The sequence below is a fragment of the Leptolyngbya sp. AN10 genome (assembly GCF_050565645.1).
GTDB lineage: Bacteria > Cyanobacteriota > Cyanobacteriia > Leptolyngbyales > Leptolyngbyaceae > Leptolyngbya.
In genome coordinates, this window is the sequence record NZ_JBNXVP010000006.1 from 312,070 (window position 1) to 326,761 (window position 14,692).

Below are 14,692 nucleotides of genomic sequence, written 5' to 3' on the forward strand. Positions count from 1 at the left end.
ATGTCTAAGCCAAAATATACTCGTGCCAAAGGGCAAGTTTTGCATCGCTTTGAGCCAGGTGCTGTTGTGACGATCCCAGCAGGTACGGCTGAAATTACAAAGCATTTTGCTCGTAAGCAAGAGAAACTCAGTCGCGATCTCAAAGATGCGGTGAGACAAGAACTCAGTCGGTGGAGAATGGTTGATTCTCAGATGCAAGCTTTTATTGATCGCACCGCAGACATTATATTTGTGGACATTTCGTCGGTACAGGGTAGACGGCTCAAAGTACGAGAATGTGCAAAGTGTGGAGCGCTTCGTAACATCGAAGAAGTGCGATGGCGTGAAAAACCCGATTTGCCTTGTCATCGGTGCAAACACCCAACGCTGAATGAAATTCCATTCGTGTTTGCTCATGCGGATGGCACAATGCTTCAACTCATCCCTGATCCGTGCCCAGAACATGGATATGAATTTTTAATTTTGGAACGAACTACTTCAAAACGTTGGCGTTGCAGAGTTCCTGGCTGTACCCACACAAAAAAAATCTTTCGAGCTTTGCCTCCAACGTCCATTATGAAGCAGGCGAGAATTGCTAATGCGGTGGAAGAGCAAACAGGGAAACAGCCCAATCCTGCAATGATGCTTTCTCCTGTCTCTGATAAGAAGATACAGGTCGTTCACTCAATTTCAAGAATCGATCCTACCGACAATTACGACAAGTGCTTCAAAACTTTGCCCGAAACCGAAGCTTTTTCGATTCTTCTAGCATTGCATCTTGGTTACATTGATGAGCGAGGCAAAAATTTAATTAATCTTTCAGATGCGGCACGCGCGATTGGGCAGGGAACTGCTCAAGACCAGAAGGATTTGGAGCAAACAATACAGTCAATGAAGGCTTTTTTGGATGAAGCCACAATCCAGAATATTTTAGCCGAGAAAAAGAAGATTCAAGAACAAGACGCAGGCGGACCCGTCGTAGCTGAACTACGAAGTGCGCTAGAGAAAATTTCGCCACAGGTGTTGAATCTGTTGGGCGACCCTCAGACTGAACAGGAAAGACGCGATCGTGGAGATGAGTTAACACCTGAACAGGATAATGCTCGAATTCTTCGAGAGCAGTTAATCAACCGAGGAGTGCTACTTGACCTTAAGCGCGAAAATATTGATGATGCAATTCAGCGTCTCGCTCACCTTGGTTCAGCGTTCAGCGCAAACTTGGAAGCTGCAAGAAATGATATGCGATCCAGACTTGGCATTAATCAAGTTGAAATTATTCAAAATCTACCCATCATGCACCTTGCATACGGATACACGCGGCTGTCGCACCAACCTGAAGCAGCCGTACTGTGGGCATTTAACCGCAGTAGATTTGAATTATCCGGAGACGCACCAAATGGAAATTGGATTCCGGCTCCCGTGTATAAGCTGCCAACTGAAGCAATGTCCTTCCAGTTTGATGCTGCTCGAATTGTCCGTTGGTTGCACATTAACAATCTTGCTCCCAATCCTGACACGATTGCAGAACCCACTCTATGGCTACTAGAGCGGCATAGCCGAATCCACAGTCGAAGTGGTCCAGCATTTAATGATCGTCTAGAAGCCAGCTTCCTAATTCCTTGGCTAGTTGGCTCAGCGATTCACAGCGCAACTCATCTAATGATTCGAGCGATTGCAGATCAAAGTAGCTTTGGTGAGACAGCCCTCTCCGAGCATTTACTTTTAAGCTTGAATCAAACAATTGTCTTTGTGAATCGCTTACAAGAGTTTTCGCTTGGAGGACTGAAAACCTTTTTTGAACAACGGCTCGATCAAGCCTGTAAAAGCTTGCTGGAAGAACGAGAAGATTGTATGTTCGATCCCTACTGTGAAGAAACGCTGGGCGGAGCCTGTGCAGGATGTCTGCACCTGCCTGAAGTGGTATGTCGATTGTTCAACAATGCTCTGAGTCGAATTCTGCTATATGGCGGTGATATTACAACAGATACCGTAGGTGACGGTGCTGAGCGAACACTTTGGTGGAATTTCAGAGAATTGATTGGACGAGATGAATTTATTGGCTTCTGGGATAGTCGTCTAGATGGCGATTCCTTGACGATCTTAACTTCGGGTCATTAAGGCTATTCCGCCAACTTGTTGGCGGACGCTACCGCTTCATCCATCGTCTATTAACCCAAGTTGCTAGTTAGAAGCGGTCAGGGAGCAAAGCCAATAAAATCTCTTCAAGATGTTGACCCTCGAAGAGAAGAAAAATGCTTGACGAAATTATAGCGATTTATGCAATTACCGACGACTTGCTTAAAGCCATCGGACATCAAGATGACTGCCGCGCTCAACTAAGTGATGCCGAAGTGATCACCACTGCCTTAGTGTCGGCTCGGTTCTTTAGCGGCAATCATCAAAGTGCAATCAACTATCTCAAAGACCACGAATTAATGCCGCAGATGCTGAGTAAGTCCCGGTTCAATCGCCGCTGGCATCGCTTGTTTCTGCCATTACTCGACCTGTTTGACTACTTGGGCACTATTCTCAAGTCAGTCAATTCCACGACTGAATACTTGCTGGATTCCTTTCCAGTTCCGCTTTGCGATAACATTCGCATTCCGCAAGTTCGATTAGTTCGCTCTGAAGATTATCGCGGCTATATTGCCTCCAAAAAGCGCTATTTCTATGGCATTCGCGTTCAACTACTGGCAACGAGTGCAGGTGTTCCGGTTGAATTTGCCTTTCTCCCTGGTGAAGCCAACGATGTGCGGGGACTCAATGCTTTGCCGTTATCACTGCCGGAGAATGCTGAGGTCTATGGTGATGCCGCCTACACTGATTATCAAGCGGAAGATGACTTGCACGACACGGATGGCATTGTTTTACAGATCGCTCGCAAGCGCAATTCTACCCGTCCCGATTCGCCTGCAATGGCGTACATCAAACAAGTCACTCGCCATCCGATTGAAACCGTCTTTAGCCAAATCACACTCCGCTTTCCCAAGACGATTCATGCCGTCACGCTGGATGGGTTTCTGCTCAAACTTGCAACGTTCATCTTCACCCTGACGCTCGACTCTGCTTTTATCTCCTAGCACGTAAAGCGCAATGCTCGCACGTAAAGCGCAATGCTCTACACCAGACGCGCAGCAATCGCTGCGCTGGTTTCTTTGCGCTCATCGATACAAAGTTTCTCTGGCTTGCCTAACCCGCAACTTGGGTTATTAATCGAATCGGTATGCCCCTTCAAGGTTTTCAGATGCTGCTTCAGATCAGAACTGTAAATCTCTACGTTTCTCATGCTGTCAAACGCGATCACATCTTGACCGGGGCATAGAGAGATCGAATTTTTGGAATCAAACCGAGTAGATTTCGGTAAAGATGTAACAACATTTCCAGTTGCCCAGTCCAGAAGTTGAACTTTGCGCTGTTCTGAGTCTTGCAGGTATTTTGTACCACTGACGAAACCTGTACTGATTATAAACGTTCCGTTGTGGCTAAAAGTCAGAGAATTTACATCCCCTGAACTTTGACTATGGTAGTACCTCTTGTATTGGTAGCAGACTTCTCCCGTATCTAATTGCCAAATCCTTATCATGTGATCTTCACCACCACTTGCAAGAATTTGTTCTACTGGATGGAAAGCAATGCACGTCACACTCTTTGGCGGATTGAATGACAAAGTGTGCAGATTTTGCCATTGTTGAGCTTTTAGATGTTCGAGTTTAATATTCTCCCTATGTTCGTAGGTTTCTAGGAGAAAAGTACATAACGCTGTCCCAGTGTTAGCAACTAATCTTGCATGACGAGAGGTAATACCTTGAATTCTTCCTCCTTTGCCGTGTCCAGAACCGTAAAGGTTTCTCAATTCTGCTATACCAACAGCGATCGAGCCAAGATTGTTCAAAACCTTCTTTATTACGTCAGAACCTTTCTTAGCGCCATCTACATCATTTGGATTTAGCTCTAAAACTTGCTGAACCTTCTTCAAAAGTTTTGGGATATCATCCTGCTTATCATCGTATTTAAAACTACATCCATTCAGAATAGTTTTGAGTGTAGCCTCGATTAGCTCTTTGGTAGATCCTATTGCTAATGAAGGATCAGTCTCAATTGAAGCGTTGATACGATCCGCATATATGAAGAGATGCTCTGTGTCTAGTTCGTTCATCGAAATAGTGCTGTCCATAACTACTGCCTGTAAATAGTTATAGTATTCCTACGCATTCTTCAATCTGAGTTGTGTAAAATATCCACCCGAAAATGGTGTAGGACGAATAATACCCGAAGCATTGCTTCACCGTTCGCATTCACAACACCCGTAATCATGCTTTCTCCGACGATCGATGCCAGCCAAAGCGATGAACTCCACGATGTCCAATTCGGATGAACCAAGTTTGAGCATCAGGATACCTTTCTAAAAGTCGATCGGATGCGACTAACGTATCCTCGTCAACTTCAAATGCTCCGGTCTCAATATCGATCGCGACAATTTTCCCAAAGTTATTTGGCTCGACTTGTTGACGAATCTGAGACTCATAAAGCTCTTTTCCACGTCGGGCTAACTCTTCTTTGCTGTACCGTCGTTGGCGAGTTGTCATAAGTTTGACCTCGGTGTGTAGCCCTTCAATTTTAGTTTAGAGAGTTAATCAGTAGAGCGTTTGTTTCAGAGCTTAAATTTAGCCGTCGTGCGATCGCCCTTCCTCCCAAAAAATGTCGAAAAGGGGCTGAATGATCTACACTCATATAGGGTAAAATGCAACCCCAACCCGTTCTAATTGGAGGAAAATGCCGCTTGTCTAAACAAGACCTGATTGAAATGGAAGGAACCGTCGTCGATTCGCTGCCAAACGCCATGTTTCGGGTAGACCTCGACAACGGCTTCAACGTGCTTGCGCACATCTCTGGAAAAATTCGACGCAACTATATCAAAATCCTTCCGGGCGATCGCGTCAAAGTCGAACTCACCCCCTACGACCTCACCAAAGGACGCATCACCTACCGACTCAAAAATAAAGGCGGTCGCTAACCTTGCATCAAAAGATCCCTTTGACAAGCGTTATATAAAATTGTTAGGATATTGTGTTTGTAATGTTGCCGAGATACGGGCATGAAAGTACGAGCCTCAGTGAAACGAATTTGCGAGAAATGTCGCGTCATCCGTCGGAAAGGGCGCGTCATGGTGATCTGTGAAAACCCAAAGCACAAACAACGCCAGGGTTAACGAGATTTCTTGTGTGCGTCTGCCGCTGGGAAACCCCCAACACGGCAGACATTTTCGACTGTTTATCTATTTTTAGGGAGAAGTCAACGTGGCGCGGATTGCGGGCGTAGACCTACCACGCGACAAGCGAGTGGAAATTGGTCTTCGATATATCTACGGAATTGGACCCACCCGGTCTAGAGAAATCATCGCGAAATCAGGTGTCAATCCCGACACCCGCGTAAAAGATCTCACAGAAGCAGATGTTAGCGCTCTACGGGAAGCCGTAGAAGGTGGCTATCAGATTGAAGGAGACCTGCGACGGTTTGAATCGATGTCGATCAAGCGATTGATGGATATCGGTTGCTATCGCGGTCGGCGGCATCGGATGGGCTTGCCTGTGCGGGGTCAGCGGACTCGAACCAATGCACGGACTCGTCGGGGCGGTCGTCGGACGGTTGCTGGGAAGAAAAAAGCTCCCGGTAAGAAATAGGGTTGATTGCCTCCGGGTAATCACAGCTTGTAGGAACGTAGCAGCGTAAATTAAGAGATTTGACATGGCAAGACAACCGCAGCGGAAAACGGGTCCGCGCAAGGCGAAAAAGAACATCCCCAGTGGGGTCGCTCACATTCAATCGACCTTCAACAATACGATCGTTACGATCTCGGATACTCAAGGAGAGGTAATCTCTTGGGCATCAGCGGGATCGAGTGGCTTTAAAGGTGCAAAGAAGGGAACTCCCTTTGCGGCTCAAACCGCTGCCGAAGCTGCCGCTCGTCGCGCGATGGATCAAGGAATGCGTCAGCTTGAAGTGATGGTGAGCGGACCTGGAGCCGGACGCGAAACCGCGATTCGAGCGTTACAGGGGACTGGAATCGAAATCACCCTGATCCGCGATGTCACCCCGATTCCTCACAACGGTTGTCGTCCGCCGAAACGCCGTCGCGTTTAATCGTGATTTTGCTGTCTATAATGGACGGCACGAAACGGGTTGGATGTCAAATCGAGGAATAATTCCTCACACTCAAGGAGAAAGGGAGGCTACTCCGTGGCACAGTTTCAGGTCGAATGTATTGATACCACGACGGAACAGGATCAAAGCCAATACAGTAAGTTCATTTTGGAGCCGCTAGAGCGGGGACAAGGAACGACGGTTGGAAATGCGCTTCGTCGCGTGTTGCTGTCGAACTTAGAAGGCGCAGCGGTAACGGCGGTCAGAATTGCAGGCGTAACTCACGAGTTTGCAACGATTCCGGGCGTTCGGGAGGATGTGCTGGATATCATGCTGAACATGAAAAAAATGGTGTTCAGAACGTATTCTTCGCAGCCTCAGATCGGGCGGCTTTTGGTTCAAGGTCAAGCGACCGTGACGGCTGAAAGCTTTGATCTGCCTTCGGAAGTGGAGATGGTTGATCCGGATCAATATGTTGCAACACTCGCGCCTAACGCAACGTTAGAGATGGAGTTCAAGATTGAGAAGGGGAAAGGTTATCGGGGGGCTGGCAAGTTCACTGATGATACCGCGCTCGACTTTTTGCAAATCGACTCTGTATTCATGCCCGTGAGAAAGGTGCAGTACAGCGTCGAAGATGCTCGCCAAGGTGGAACGGCTGAAAAAGACCGTTTGATCATGGAAATCTGGACAAATGGCAGTTTGACTCCGCAAGAAGCGCTGAGTCAGGCGGCAAATATCCTGGTTGATCTGTTTAACCCGCTGAAAGACATCACGTTCGAGCCTTCGGATGATGATGGAATGAGCGATGAGCGGATCGAAAATCAAATCCCGATCGAAGAGTTGCAACTTTCAGTCAGAGCTTACAACTGTCTGAAACGCGCTCAAATCAACTCGGTCGCGGACTTGCTCGACTACAGCCAAGAAGACCTACTCGAAATAAAGAATTTCGGGGCAAAGTCTGCCGAGGAAGTCGTCGAAGCACTGCAACAACGGTTGGGGATCACCCTGCCGCAAGAAAAATCTAAATCCTAGTAAAAAGCTATGCGTCACGGTTGTAGAGTCCCAATGTTGGGCAAACCTGCGGATCAGCGGAAAGCTCTTCTCAGAGCATTAACCACTGAACTGATCCGCAACGGTCGAATCCAAACGACCAAGATTCGCGCTCAAGCAGTGCGATCGGAAGCTGAAAAAATGATCACCCTCGCAAAAGACGGCTCTCTCGCGGCTCGTCGTCAAGCGATGGGATACATCTACGATAAGCAGCTTGTTCATGCTTTGTTCGAGCAAGCCCCACAACGATATGCCGATCGTAAAGGCGGATATACCCGCATTTTGAGAACGGTTCGTCGTCGCGGTGACAATGCTGAAATGGCAATTATCGAATTGACCTAAGATGTCCACTGCTCAGCCGTCCCCGCAAAGAGTTGCTCTACTGATTCAGTATTTGGGCACTCGCTTTTATGGGTGGCAACGGCAACCGAATCATCGCTCTGTTCAGGAAGAGATTGAAACTGCGATCGCGTCTGTGGTTGGTCATCCGATGGTAATTCACGCGGCAGGACGAACCGATACGGGCGTTCATGCAGCGGCTCAGATAGCACATTTCGATGTGACTTCTCTGATCCCGGCACACCGATGGGCAGATGTGATCAATGCTCGACTCCCTGATGATGTGTTGATTCGGGCATCGGCGGCAGTTCCTTCAGACTGGCACGCGCGCTTTTCCGCAACCTGGCGGCGATACCGTTATACGATCTATACCGAGGCGCGACCGAACTTATTTGCTCGATCGTTGTCTTGGCACTACTACCACGCCCCGCTAGATGAATCTAAGATTCAGAAGGCGTTAGACCCAATGCTAGGTCGTCATCACATGGCAGCTTTTCAGCGGGCAAATTCGAGCCGTCCTCATGCTTGGGTCGATATCCAAGCGGCGGAATGTGTGAGACAAGATTCGTTTCTCTACATCGAAGTCCAAGCAAGTGGATTTCTGTATGGCATGATGCGGCTTCTAGTGGGATTGCTGGTTGAAGTGGGACGTGGTGATCGATCGATTCAGGACTTTACGCGCTTGTGGACAGAAGAACGGCGCGACGAAGTGCGGTATGCGGCTCCCCCTCAAGGACTCTGCTTGCTGAGAGTGGGCTATCCTGAGATGCCTTTTCCCCCGGAACTTTGGTTTGATTCACAGCCGAAACTGGTTTTACCACCTCGATCGACTGCTCCCGAACTGACTCCTTTTTAACTAAACCCCAAGCTCATGGAAAACAAAACCTACCTACCTCCGGTCGCTGAGATCCAGCGCGATTGGTACGTTGTGGACGCAGCGGATCAACGCCTCGGACGTTTGGCAACCGAAATCGCGATGGTACTTCGCGGCAAAAACAAACCGACTTACACCCCGCACTTAGACACAGGCGATTTCGTCGTGGTGATCAATGCGGAAAAAGTCGTTGTCACTGGCAAAAAAGCCAGCCAGAAAGTATATCGTCGTCACTCCGGTCGTCCGGGTGGAATGAAAACCGAATCCTTTGAAAAGCTGCAAGCAAGATTGCCAGAGCGCATCATCGAGCAAGCTGTAAAAGGAATGCTGCCGAAGAATTCACTGGGTCGCCAACTATTCACCAAAATGAAAGTGTATGCAGGTACTGATCATCCTCATGCTGCACAGCAACCCAAAGTGTTAGAAATCAATACGATTCCGGGAGACAAATAATCCATGCAAGCGACAGAAGGAAGAGTGATGTATCAGGGCACAGGTCGCCGCAAGAATGCGATCGCTCGTGTCCGTCTCGTTCCCGGTGAGGGCGCGATCACGATCAACGGCAAGCCCGGAGATCTGTATCTTCAATTCAACGCTGAGTATCTTTCAGGTGCAAAAGCGCCGTTAGAAACCCTCGGTTTAGAAAGCGAATACGATATTTTAGTCACTGCTCACGGTGGCGGATTGACCGGACAAGCAGACGCGATCAAACTCGGTGTTGCTCGTGCTTTGTGCGAACTTGATCCCGAAAACCGGAAGCCGCTCAAAGTCGAAGGTTACTTGACCCGTGATCCGAGAGCGAAAGAGCGGAGAAAATACGGTCTTCGCAAGGCTCGGAAAGCTCCCCAGTTCTCGAAACGCTAATTGTTACACTAGAGATAGAACACTGGAGAAAAGGCAATGGCAAAAAAAGGCATTCATCCGACTTGGTATCCTGAAGCAAAGGTTTTCTGTAACGGCGAACACGTTGCGACCGTAGGATCGACCAAGCCAGAATTGCACGTTGATGTGTGGTCAGGAACGCATCCGTTTTTCACCGGAACTCAGAAGATTATTGACACTGAGGGACGTGTGGAGCGGTTCTTGCGGAAGTATGGCATGAGCAGCGAAGAACAAAAGTAGGACAACTCGGTTGAAAACTCTTTTGACGATCGCGTTTTGAGTTGCCGCGATTGTCTTTTCACCGAAATTTTCTTATTTTTTGAGGCGCGTTCGATGGCTGAAGCATACCTGATTGACAAACTAAATTCGGTTGAGCAAACCTTTAACGAATTGACGCGGAGACTCGCAGACCCGGATATCGCTAGAGATCCGGGTGAGTTTCAGCGCGTGGCAAAATCTCGATCGTCGTTAGAGGAAACGGTCAATACGTATGAGCTTTGGCGCAAAACTGAGCAAGATCTTGCTGGAGCACGACAACTCTTGAAAGAGTCGGTCGGCGATCTTGAAATGCAAGAAATGGCAGCGATGGAAGTGGAAGAACTCCAATCCAAGCTGCAAGAATTAGAAAATCGATTAAAAATTCTCTTGCTTCCGAGCGATCCGAATGATGATAAGAACATCATGTTGGAAATTCGGGCAGGAACTGGAGGCGATGAAGCCAGCATTTGGGCGGGTGATTTGGTGAGAATGTATTCGCGGTTTGCGGAGCGTCAAGGATGGCGCGTCAAAATGGCGAGTGAATCACTAGCAGAAGGCTTGGGCGGATTCAAAGAGGCGGTGATGGAAGTTCAGGGCGATCGCGTTTATAGCAAGCTGAAATTTGAAGCGGGCGTTCATCGGGTGCAGCGGGTTCCGGTGACAGAAGCATCCGGACGGGTTCACACTTCGACCGCAACCGTGGCTGTGATGCCTGAAGTGGATGATGTGGAAGTTCACATCGATCCGAAGGATATTGAAATGAAGACGGCTCGATCGGGCGGTGCAGGTGGTCAGAACGTCAACAAAGTTGAAACCGCAGTAGATTTGATTCATAAGCCGACGGGGATTCGGGTTTTTTGTACCGAAGAGCGATCGCAGCTTCAGAACCGGGAACGGGCGATGCAGATTCTTCGGGCGAAGTTGTATGACATTAAGTTGCGAGAGCAGCAGGATGCGATTACTTCGATGCGTCGATCGCAGGTTGGGACGGGAGAGCGATCGGAGAAGATTCGCACCTACAACTACAAAGACAATCGCGTGACCGATCACCGTTTGGGACAAAACTTTGCACTGAATCCAGTCTTAGAAGGCGACCTCGAAGACGTGATTGAGACTTGTATTTCTCAAGACCAACAAGAGCGATTAGAGCAATTAGCGGCTGAAAGTGGGAATGAGGCGGCTGTAAAGTAGGTTGATCAATGGACAACCTGATTGTTTACGGTGTCGGAAGTTTACGATCGTTACGAGTTCATTGGATACTTCATGAATTAAACATTCCTTACAAAACTGAGCCTATCCAATCTCGTTCTGAACAAACAAAAACCTCTGCTTACTCTGCCATACATCCTGGGCGGAAGATTCCGTGTTTACAGGATGGTAGCTTCATCATCTCTGAAAGTGCTGCAATTTGTATTTACTTGGCAGAAAAGTATGGTGAAGGAAAGTTTCTTCCTAATTCAGATCTTGAGCAGCGATCGCGATTCTTCCAAATGTGTTTCTATGTGATGACTGAGTTAGATGCCCATACGCTCTACATCATTGCTAAACACGGAGGCAGTTTAGTTGAATACTACCAACCTTCACCAGAAGCGGTCGAAGTGGCAATTAGTGGATTCAATCAGCAAATTTTAGTTGCAGAAAGTTGGCTTAAAGATCCTAAGTCTTATTTGCTGGGTCAGACATTTACAGTAGCAGACATTCTACTTTGTACGTGCCTTGTATCTGCGCTTCGGCTTGCAGTACAGTTTCCGCTTCAAATTCCAGATAGGTTAGTTGCTTACATGGAGAATCTACAAGCCCGAAGAGCGTTTCAACTTGCTGAAATAGCGAATCAGAATCGAAGAGATCGCGCTCCGATCAATTCGTAATCAACGATCGCGCTCTTGACCTGGCTAAACGGATTGTCGATCGCTCCACTCTTATCAGCAACATTGCTACAATCAGAAGAATAAAGCTCAAAAACTTATATGAAGTACCCTCTTCACACCCAATCCAAGCCAGTCATCGGTGAAGCAGCGAAGAAATTGATCGACGCGATCGAATCTGGTCAAGCTGTAACGAACGATCGCGCTCTCAATCTCGCCAAACGCATCACTGCCCGTCGTTGCCAAGCCGAAAAGAATGCTGAGTTTTAGGTGATCGAAAAGACTCCTTCTAAACCGTTGAACTCTACCACATACAGATTTAATAAATCTCGACCAACGATCGCTAAATCTCCAATCTCATCAATCGAACAGCCATAGACCCGAAAGACAAGATGGCGATGTTGATCAAAGCGTAGTCCAACTTCATAAGGAATTGCTAAACTCACGACTCCTCCAACTGGAATTCGTGTGGGACGGTCAGCAACTTGAGCTTGAACCTGCATCAGCCAAGGAATTGGAATCAGAGTGCAATCTGAGCCAGTATCAAGAATTCCCTGCCCAATCACTGAGGGTCGTTCAAATCGTCCGGGCTTGATCAGTTCTAGTGGGATGATGGGAATTGCGGGAATCTCTGAGCCGATTCGAGTGTAGCGGTAGGTTCCCATTAGTTACGAGAGGCGGAGAGGCGATCGTACAAAAAATTGAGGTTCGACTTTGACGACCTTTCGGATAAAGAGCGGACGAGGTTCACCGTCTCCGTATACTCTTAACACTAAAGCTTCGTGATTTTCATCTGAATCTAGAACTTGCCCATCCTCAAACCAGACATATTGGTTGAGGAATTGTTCTATCCATTGCGCTTTGGATTGTTCAAACAATTCTGCCTGCCGTTCCATATACGCTAGAACGTCTGGGGAAGGATAGGCTTGAGACTGCTGATGCTGTGCAAGGGACATGATTAAAGCTTGTCGAGAACTTGTTCCCAAGATAACACGATCGCGCTTTTGACCTGGCTAAACGGATTGTCGATCGCTCAACTCCTATCAGCAACATTGCTACAATCAGAAGAATAAAGCTCAAAAACTTCTATGAAATATCCTCTTCACACGCAATCTAAGCCAGTCATCGGTGAAGCAGCGAAGAAATTGATCGACGCGATCGAATCTGGTCAAGCTGTGACCAACGATCGCGCTCTTGATCTCGCCAAACGCATTGCTGCCCGTCGTCGCCAAGCCCAAAAGAATGCCCAGTCAAAGTAAATTTGAGGGAATCGACTTTTCGCAGATTGCGATCGAGCGACTCACTCCGGAACTCCTGAATCTTGGTCAGGGGTTTCGTTGTCTAAGAGGAGAATTCGTCACTTACTAGAAACAAGGCAGAATTCGTCGAGAAGTTGATGCTTATATTTGTCACTGCTGGATCATCCGAGTTGGCGACTCTCTAGCTGGATACATCACGCTTCTAGCCGACAAACTGCAAGTTGAAGATCCAATTCTTGCAGAAGAAGGCGTGAAATATCGAACATTTCCCGCGATCAAGATTGGGTTATTGGCAGTCGATCGACGTGCGAAAGGTGCAGGTCGTCATCTTGTAGAATGGGCGATCGAGTACATCACTACTGAAATTGTTCCGGTCGTGGGTGTAAGATTTGTAACCGTGGATGCGTTGTACGATCGAGACACTGAACCTGCTTATGATGCGTCTGGCTTTTACACTAAGCTGGGGTTTGAATTTGCCGATTCCAATGAAAGCGTACCGCCAGATATGCCCTATCGCACCATGTACATCGATCTAAAACCCTTGATCGATATACTGGAGACTGAACAAAGCTGATTACGTGCGATGCAAATGCTCTGGGCGGAGTTGTATGACATTAAGTTGCGAGAGCAGCAGGATGCGATTACTTCGATGCGTCGATCGCAGGTTGGGACGGGAGAGCGATCGGAAAAGATTCGCACCTACAACTACAAGGACAATCGTGTAACTGATCACCGACTGGGGCAGAACTTCGCATTGAATCCAGTCCTAGAAGGCGATTTAGAGGATGTGATCGAAACCTGTATCTCTCAAGACCAACAAGAGCGATTAGAGCAATTGGCGGCTGAGAGTGGGAACGAAGCGGCTGTGAAATAATTGCGTGTTCAAAATTGGTTAGCTATTGTGCAAAGTTATTAGAGTTGTTGGGGAATAGGGGATAATGTACTGAAGAATCAGTCAACTCAGTCTCATGCTCAATCTTGAACGCGCCTTGAACCAAGACCGATTGCTGCGAGCGTTAACCGGGCTGAATCGCAAAGCCTTTGATGCTTTGCTACCCAGCTTTGAGCAAGCGGATGAAGCCAGTCAGATTACGGCGAAGCCTGAACGCAAACGGGCACGGGGAGGCGGACGCAAAGCGAGGCTGCAAAGCATCAAGGATCTAAACGCCTTTAGCAGAAAGGTTCTTCTGATTTGTTAGGGGTAGGGCTTGGTTCTCCAAAGTAGCTACGAATTCTTCTCGATATTTTGGCAACCGGAGCGGGAGTTATATTTCCAGTACCTTTGCCAATTCCTAATTCCTGAGTGGCTGTGGGTTTCACGATCGCCCTTGCTTGATCACCCCTTTTCCAAACAAGGAAAGTAGTACAAGAGTGGAGCTTTGCCAAAAAGCAGCTTGAAACTGACATAGTTCCTGGGTTTTAGTTGTCAAGAGTCGCAATGAGCGATTTGGCGTGAGACGGAATGAAAGATTTGTACCAAAGTCAACCTGACTGAGATTGAGCAAAGGCGCAATGACCGATTTGGCATGAGATGGAGCGAAAGGCGACGCAGAATTAGTCTGAGCGAGATCGCTGCCAAGTCGCAATGCTGCTCTTGCGTGCGATGGCATGAGAAGCTACAGGGCACGAATGAATACACTTTGTAGTCCATTCAGATAAATTGAGACCGCTTTCGCTACAATTAGATTCATCGAGAAGGAACGAAAGAGGCAGAGGTCTGCAACCCTCTGTAAGTTATTAACAAATTAGGAATAGGGCGAATTGCTAACCATTTAGTACTCAAGTAATAGACTTGAGCGTATATTGTTTCCACCTCTAAATAATCTGTTGATTCAGACGAGGGCAGATTGAGCACTCCAAAACTGCTGCCACTTGCCATTGAGTTCAAGCACCTTGAGCAATCCGAGTGCGCGACTACCTTGGGGTCTCCAACTTTTACCCTTGCGCTTTTGACGATAGCCAATCACTTGGTCAACCGCCTTTTCTACTCGTCCACTGCCGATGGATTTGCCTGCTTGTCGTCGTCGTTCGTAGTCTACGAT

At 47.7% G+C, this 14,692-nt stretch carries 25 protein-coding genes; 19 read left to right on the forward strand and 6 right to left on the reverse strand.

The window, feature by feature from the left end; genetic code table 11:
• Window positions 1-2,097: a hypothetical protein gene (locus tag ACQ4M5_RS11525; protein WP_430675755.1), complete on the forward strand. Its 2,097-nt coding sequence runs from the start codon at window positions 1-3 to the stop codon at window positions 2,095-2,097.
• Between the two features lie 134 nt (window positions 2,098-2,231).
• Window positions 2,232-3,059: an IS982 family transposase gene (locus ACQ4M5_RS11530; RefSeq protein WP_430675756.1), complete on the forward strand. Its 828-nt coding sequence runs from the start codon at window positions 2,232-2,234 to the stop codon at window positions 3,057-3,059.
• Window positions 3,060-3,097: 38 nt separating this feature from the next.
• Here the strand turns inward: ACQ4M5_RS11530 and ACQ4M5_RS11535 are convergent, their stop codons facing one another.
• Both ACQ4M5_RS11535 and ACQ4M5_RS11540 read right to left on the reverse strand, forming a co-directional pair.
• Window positions 3,098-4,153 carry an abortive infection family protein gene (locus ACQ4M5_RS11535; protein WP_430675757.1) on the reverse strand — a complete coding sequence of 352 codons (1,056 nt, stop codon included), beginning with the start codon at window positions 4,151-4,153 and terminating at the stop codon, window positions 3,098-3,100.
• Window positions 4,154-4,289: 136 nt separating this feature from the next.
• The gene (locus ACQ4M5_RS11540) at window positions 4,290-4,565 is read right to left on the reverse strand and encodes a hypothetical protein (protein ID WP_430675758.1); all 276 of its coding nucleotides are present in this window, start codon (window positions 4,563-4,565) and stop codon (window positions 4,290-4,292) included.
• A gap of 194 nt (window positions 4,566-4,759) precedes the next feature.
• On the opposite strand from ACQ4M5_RS11540, the gene infA reads away from it, so the two are divergent.
• The 13 genes from infA (at window position 4,760) to ACQ4M5_RS11605 (ending at window position 11,661) form a co-directional block, all read left to right on the forward strand.
• Window positions 4,760-4,993 carry a translation initiation factor IF-1 gene (gene infA, locus ACQ4M5_RS11545; RefSeq protein WP_059002063.1) on the forward strand — a complete coding sequence of 78 codons (234 nt, stop codon included), beginning with the start codon at window positions 4,760-4,762 and terminating at the stop codon, window positions 4,991-4,993.
• Between the two features lie 81 nt (window positions 4,994-5,074).
• On the forward strand, window positions 5,075-5,188 hold the full coding sequence (rpmJ, locus tag ACQ4M5_RS11550) for a 50S ribosomal protein L36 (RefSeq protein ID WP_071596180.1): 114 nt from the start codon (window positions 5,075-5,077) through the stop codon (window positions 5,186-5,188).
• A gap of 88 nt (window positions 5,189-5,276) precedes the next feature.
• Complete coding sequence (gene rpsM, locus ACQ4M5_RS11555; protein ID WP_430675759.1) at window positions 5,277-5,660, forward strand: 30S ribosomal protein S13; 384 nt, start codon at window positions 5,277-5,279, stop codon at window positions 5,658-5,660.
• A gap of 64 nt (window positions 5,661-5,724) precedes the next feature.
• Complete coding sequence (gene rpsK, locus ACQ4M5_RS11560; RefSeq protein WP_059000915.1) at window positions 5,725-6,120, forward strand: 30S ribosomal protein S11; 396 nt, start codon at window positions 5,725-5,727, stop codon at window positions 6,118-6,120.
• A 96-nt stretch (window positions 6,121-6,216) separates the two neighbouring features.
• On the forward strand, window positions 6,217-7,155 hold the full coding sequence (locus ACQ4M5_RS11565; protein WP_430675760.1) for a DNA-directed RNA polymerase subunit alpha: 939 nt from the start codon (window positions 6,217-6,219) through the stop codon (window positions 7,153-7,155).
• A 9-nt stretch (window positions 7,156-7,164) separates the two neighbouring features.
• Window positions 7,165-7,515 carry a 50S ribosomal protein L17 gene (gene rplQ / locus ACQ4M5_RS11570; RefSeq protein WP_059000914.1) on the forward strand — a complete coding sequence of 117 codons (351 nt, stop codon included), beginning with the start codon at window positions 7,165-7,167 and terminating at the stop codon, window positions 7,513-7,515.
• A 1-nt stretch (window position 7,516) separates the two neighbouring features.
• The gene (gene truA, locus ACQ4M5_RS11575; protein WP_430675761.1) at window positions 7,517-8,368 is read left to right on the forward strand and encodes a tRNA pseudouridine(38-40) synthase TruA; all 852 of its coding nucleotides are present in this window, start codon (window positions 7,517-7,519) and stop codon (window positions 8,366-8,368) included.
• Window positions 8,369-8,383: 15 nt separating this feature from the next.
• On the forward strand, window positions 8,384-8,839 hold the full coding sequence (gene rplM, locus ACQ4M5_RS11580; protein ID WP_430675762.1) for a 50S ribosomal protein L13: 456 nt from the start codon (window positions 8,384-8,386) through the stop codon (window positions 8,837-8,839).
• Between the two features lie 3 nt (window positions 8,840-8,842).
• On the forward strand, window positions 8,843-9,250 hold the full coding sequence (rpsI, locus tag ACQ4M5_RS11585) for a 30S ribosomal protein S9 (protein WP_430675763.1): 408 nt from the start codon (window positions 8,843-8,845) through the stop codon (window positions 9,248-9,250).
• Between the two features lie 36 nt (window positions 9,251-9,286).
• Entirely contained in the window at window positions 9,287-9,508 is a 222-nt protein-coding gene (rpmE, locus tag ACQ4M5_RS11590; RefSeq protein ID WP_430675764.1) for a 50S ribosomal protein L31, read from the forward strand.
• A 93-nt stretch (window positions 9,509-9,601) separates the two neighbouring features.
• Window positions 9,602-10,717, forward strand: a complete 1,116-nt coding sequence (gene prfA, locus ACQ4M5_RS11595; RefSeq protein WP_430675765.1) for a peptide chain release factor 1 — start codon at window positions 9,602-9,604, stop codon at window positions 10,715-10,717.
• 8 nt (window positions 10,718-10,725) lie between these two features.
• Window positions 10,726-11,394, forward strand: coding sequence for a glutathione S-transferase family protein (locus ACQ4M5_RS11600; protein ID WP_430675766.1), 669 nt, complete (start codon window positions 10,726-10,728; stop codon window positions 11,392-11,394).
• 99 nt (window positions 11,395-11,493) lie between these two features.
• Window positions 11,494-11,661 carry a hypothetical protein gene (locus ACQ4M5_RS11605; RefSeq protein WP_430675767.1) on the forward strand — a complete coding sequence of 56 codons (168 nt, stop codon included), beginning with the start codon at window positions 11,494-11,496 and terminating at the stop codon, window positions 11,659-11,661.
• Here the strand turns inward: ACQ4M5_RS11605 and ACQ4M5_RS11610 are convergent.
• Together ACQ4M5_RS11610 and ACQ4M5_RS11615 are read right to left on the reverse strand one after the other, a co-directional pair.
• Window positions 11,658-12,056, reverse strand: a complete 399-nt coding sequence (locus ACQ4M5_RS11610) for a hypothetical protein (RefSeq protein WP_430675768.1) — start codon at window positions 12,054-12,056, stop codon at window positions 11,658-11,660. The two genes, ACQ4M5_RS11605 and ACQ4M5_RS11610, sit on opposite strands and share 4 nt — an antisense overlap.
• Window positions 12,057-12,059: 3 nt before the next feature.
• Window positions 12,060-12,347 carry a hypothetical protein gene (locus ACQ4M5_RS11615; RefSeq protein WP_430675769.1) on the reverse strand — a complete coding sequence of 96 codons (288 nt, stop codon included), beginning with the start codon at window positions 12,345-12,347 and terminating at the stop codon, window positions 12,060-12,062.
• Window positions 12,348-12,479: 132 nt separating this feature from the next.
• Here ACQ4M5_RS11615 and ACQ4M5_RS11620 point away from each other — a divergent pair, with 132 nt between their 5' ends.
• The 4 genes from ACQ4M5_RS11620 to ACQ4M5_RS11635 all read left to right on the forward strand — a co-directional run bounded on the left by ACQ4M5_RS11620 (window position 12,480) and on the right by ACQ4M5_RS11635 (window position 13,849).
• On the forward strand, window positions 12,480-12,650 hold the full coding sequence (locus ACQ4M5_RS11620) for a hypothetical protein (RefSeq protein WP_430675770.1): 171 nt from the start codon (window positions 12,480-12,482) through the stop codon (window positions 12,648-12,650).
• A gap of 250 nt (window positions 12,651-12,900) precedes the next feature.
• A complete protein-coding gene (locus ACQ4M5_RS11625) occupies window positions 12,901-13,224 on the forward strand; it encodes a hypothetical protein (RefSeq protein WP_430675771.1) in 324 nt (107 codons plus the stop codon).
• 9 nt (window positions 13,225-13,233) lie between these two features.
• The gene (locus ACQ4M5_RS11630; RefSeq protein WP_430675772.1) at window positions 13,234-13,524 is read left to right on the forward strand and encodes a hypothetical protein; all 291 of its coding nucleotides are present in this window, start codon (window positions 13,234-13,236) and stop codon (window positions 13,522-13,524) included.
• Window positions 13,525-13,618: 94 nt separating this feature from the next.
• Window positions 13,619-13,849: a hypothetical protein gene (locus ACQ4M5_RS11635; protein ID WP_430675773.1), complete on the forward strand. Its 231-nt coding sequence runs from the start codon at window positions 13,619-13,621 to the stop codon at window positions 13,847-13,849.
• Between the two features lie 117 nt (window positions 13,850-13,966).
• On the opposite strand, the gene ACQ4M5_RS11640 is transcribed toward ACQ4M5_RS11635, so the two are convergent.
• Together ACQ4M5_RS11640 and ACQ4M5_RS11645 are read right to left on the reverse strand one after the other, a co-directional pair.
• On the reverse strand, window positions 13,967-14,260 hold the full coding sequence (locus tag ACQ4M5_RS11640; protein WP_430675774.1) for a hypothetical protein: 294 nt from the start codon (window positions 14,258-14,260) through the stop codon (window positions 13,967-13,969).
• A gap of 222 nt (window positions 14,261-14,482) precedes the next feature.
• Window positions 14,483-14,692, reverse strand: a 210-nt coding sequence (locus tag ACQ4M5_RS11645; RefSeq protein WP_430675775.1) for a hypothetical protein, incomplete at its 5' end; no start/stop codon positions are given.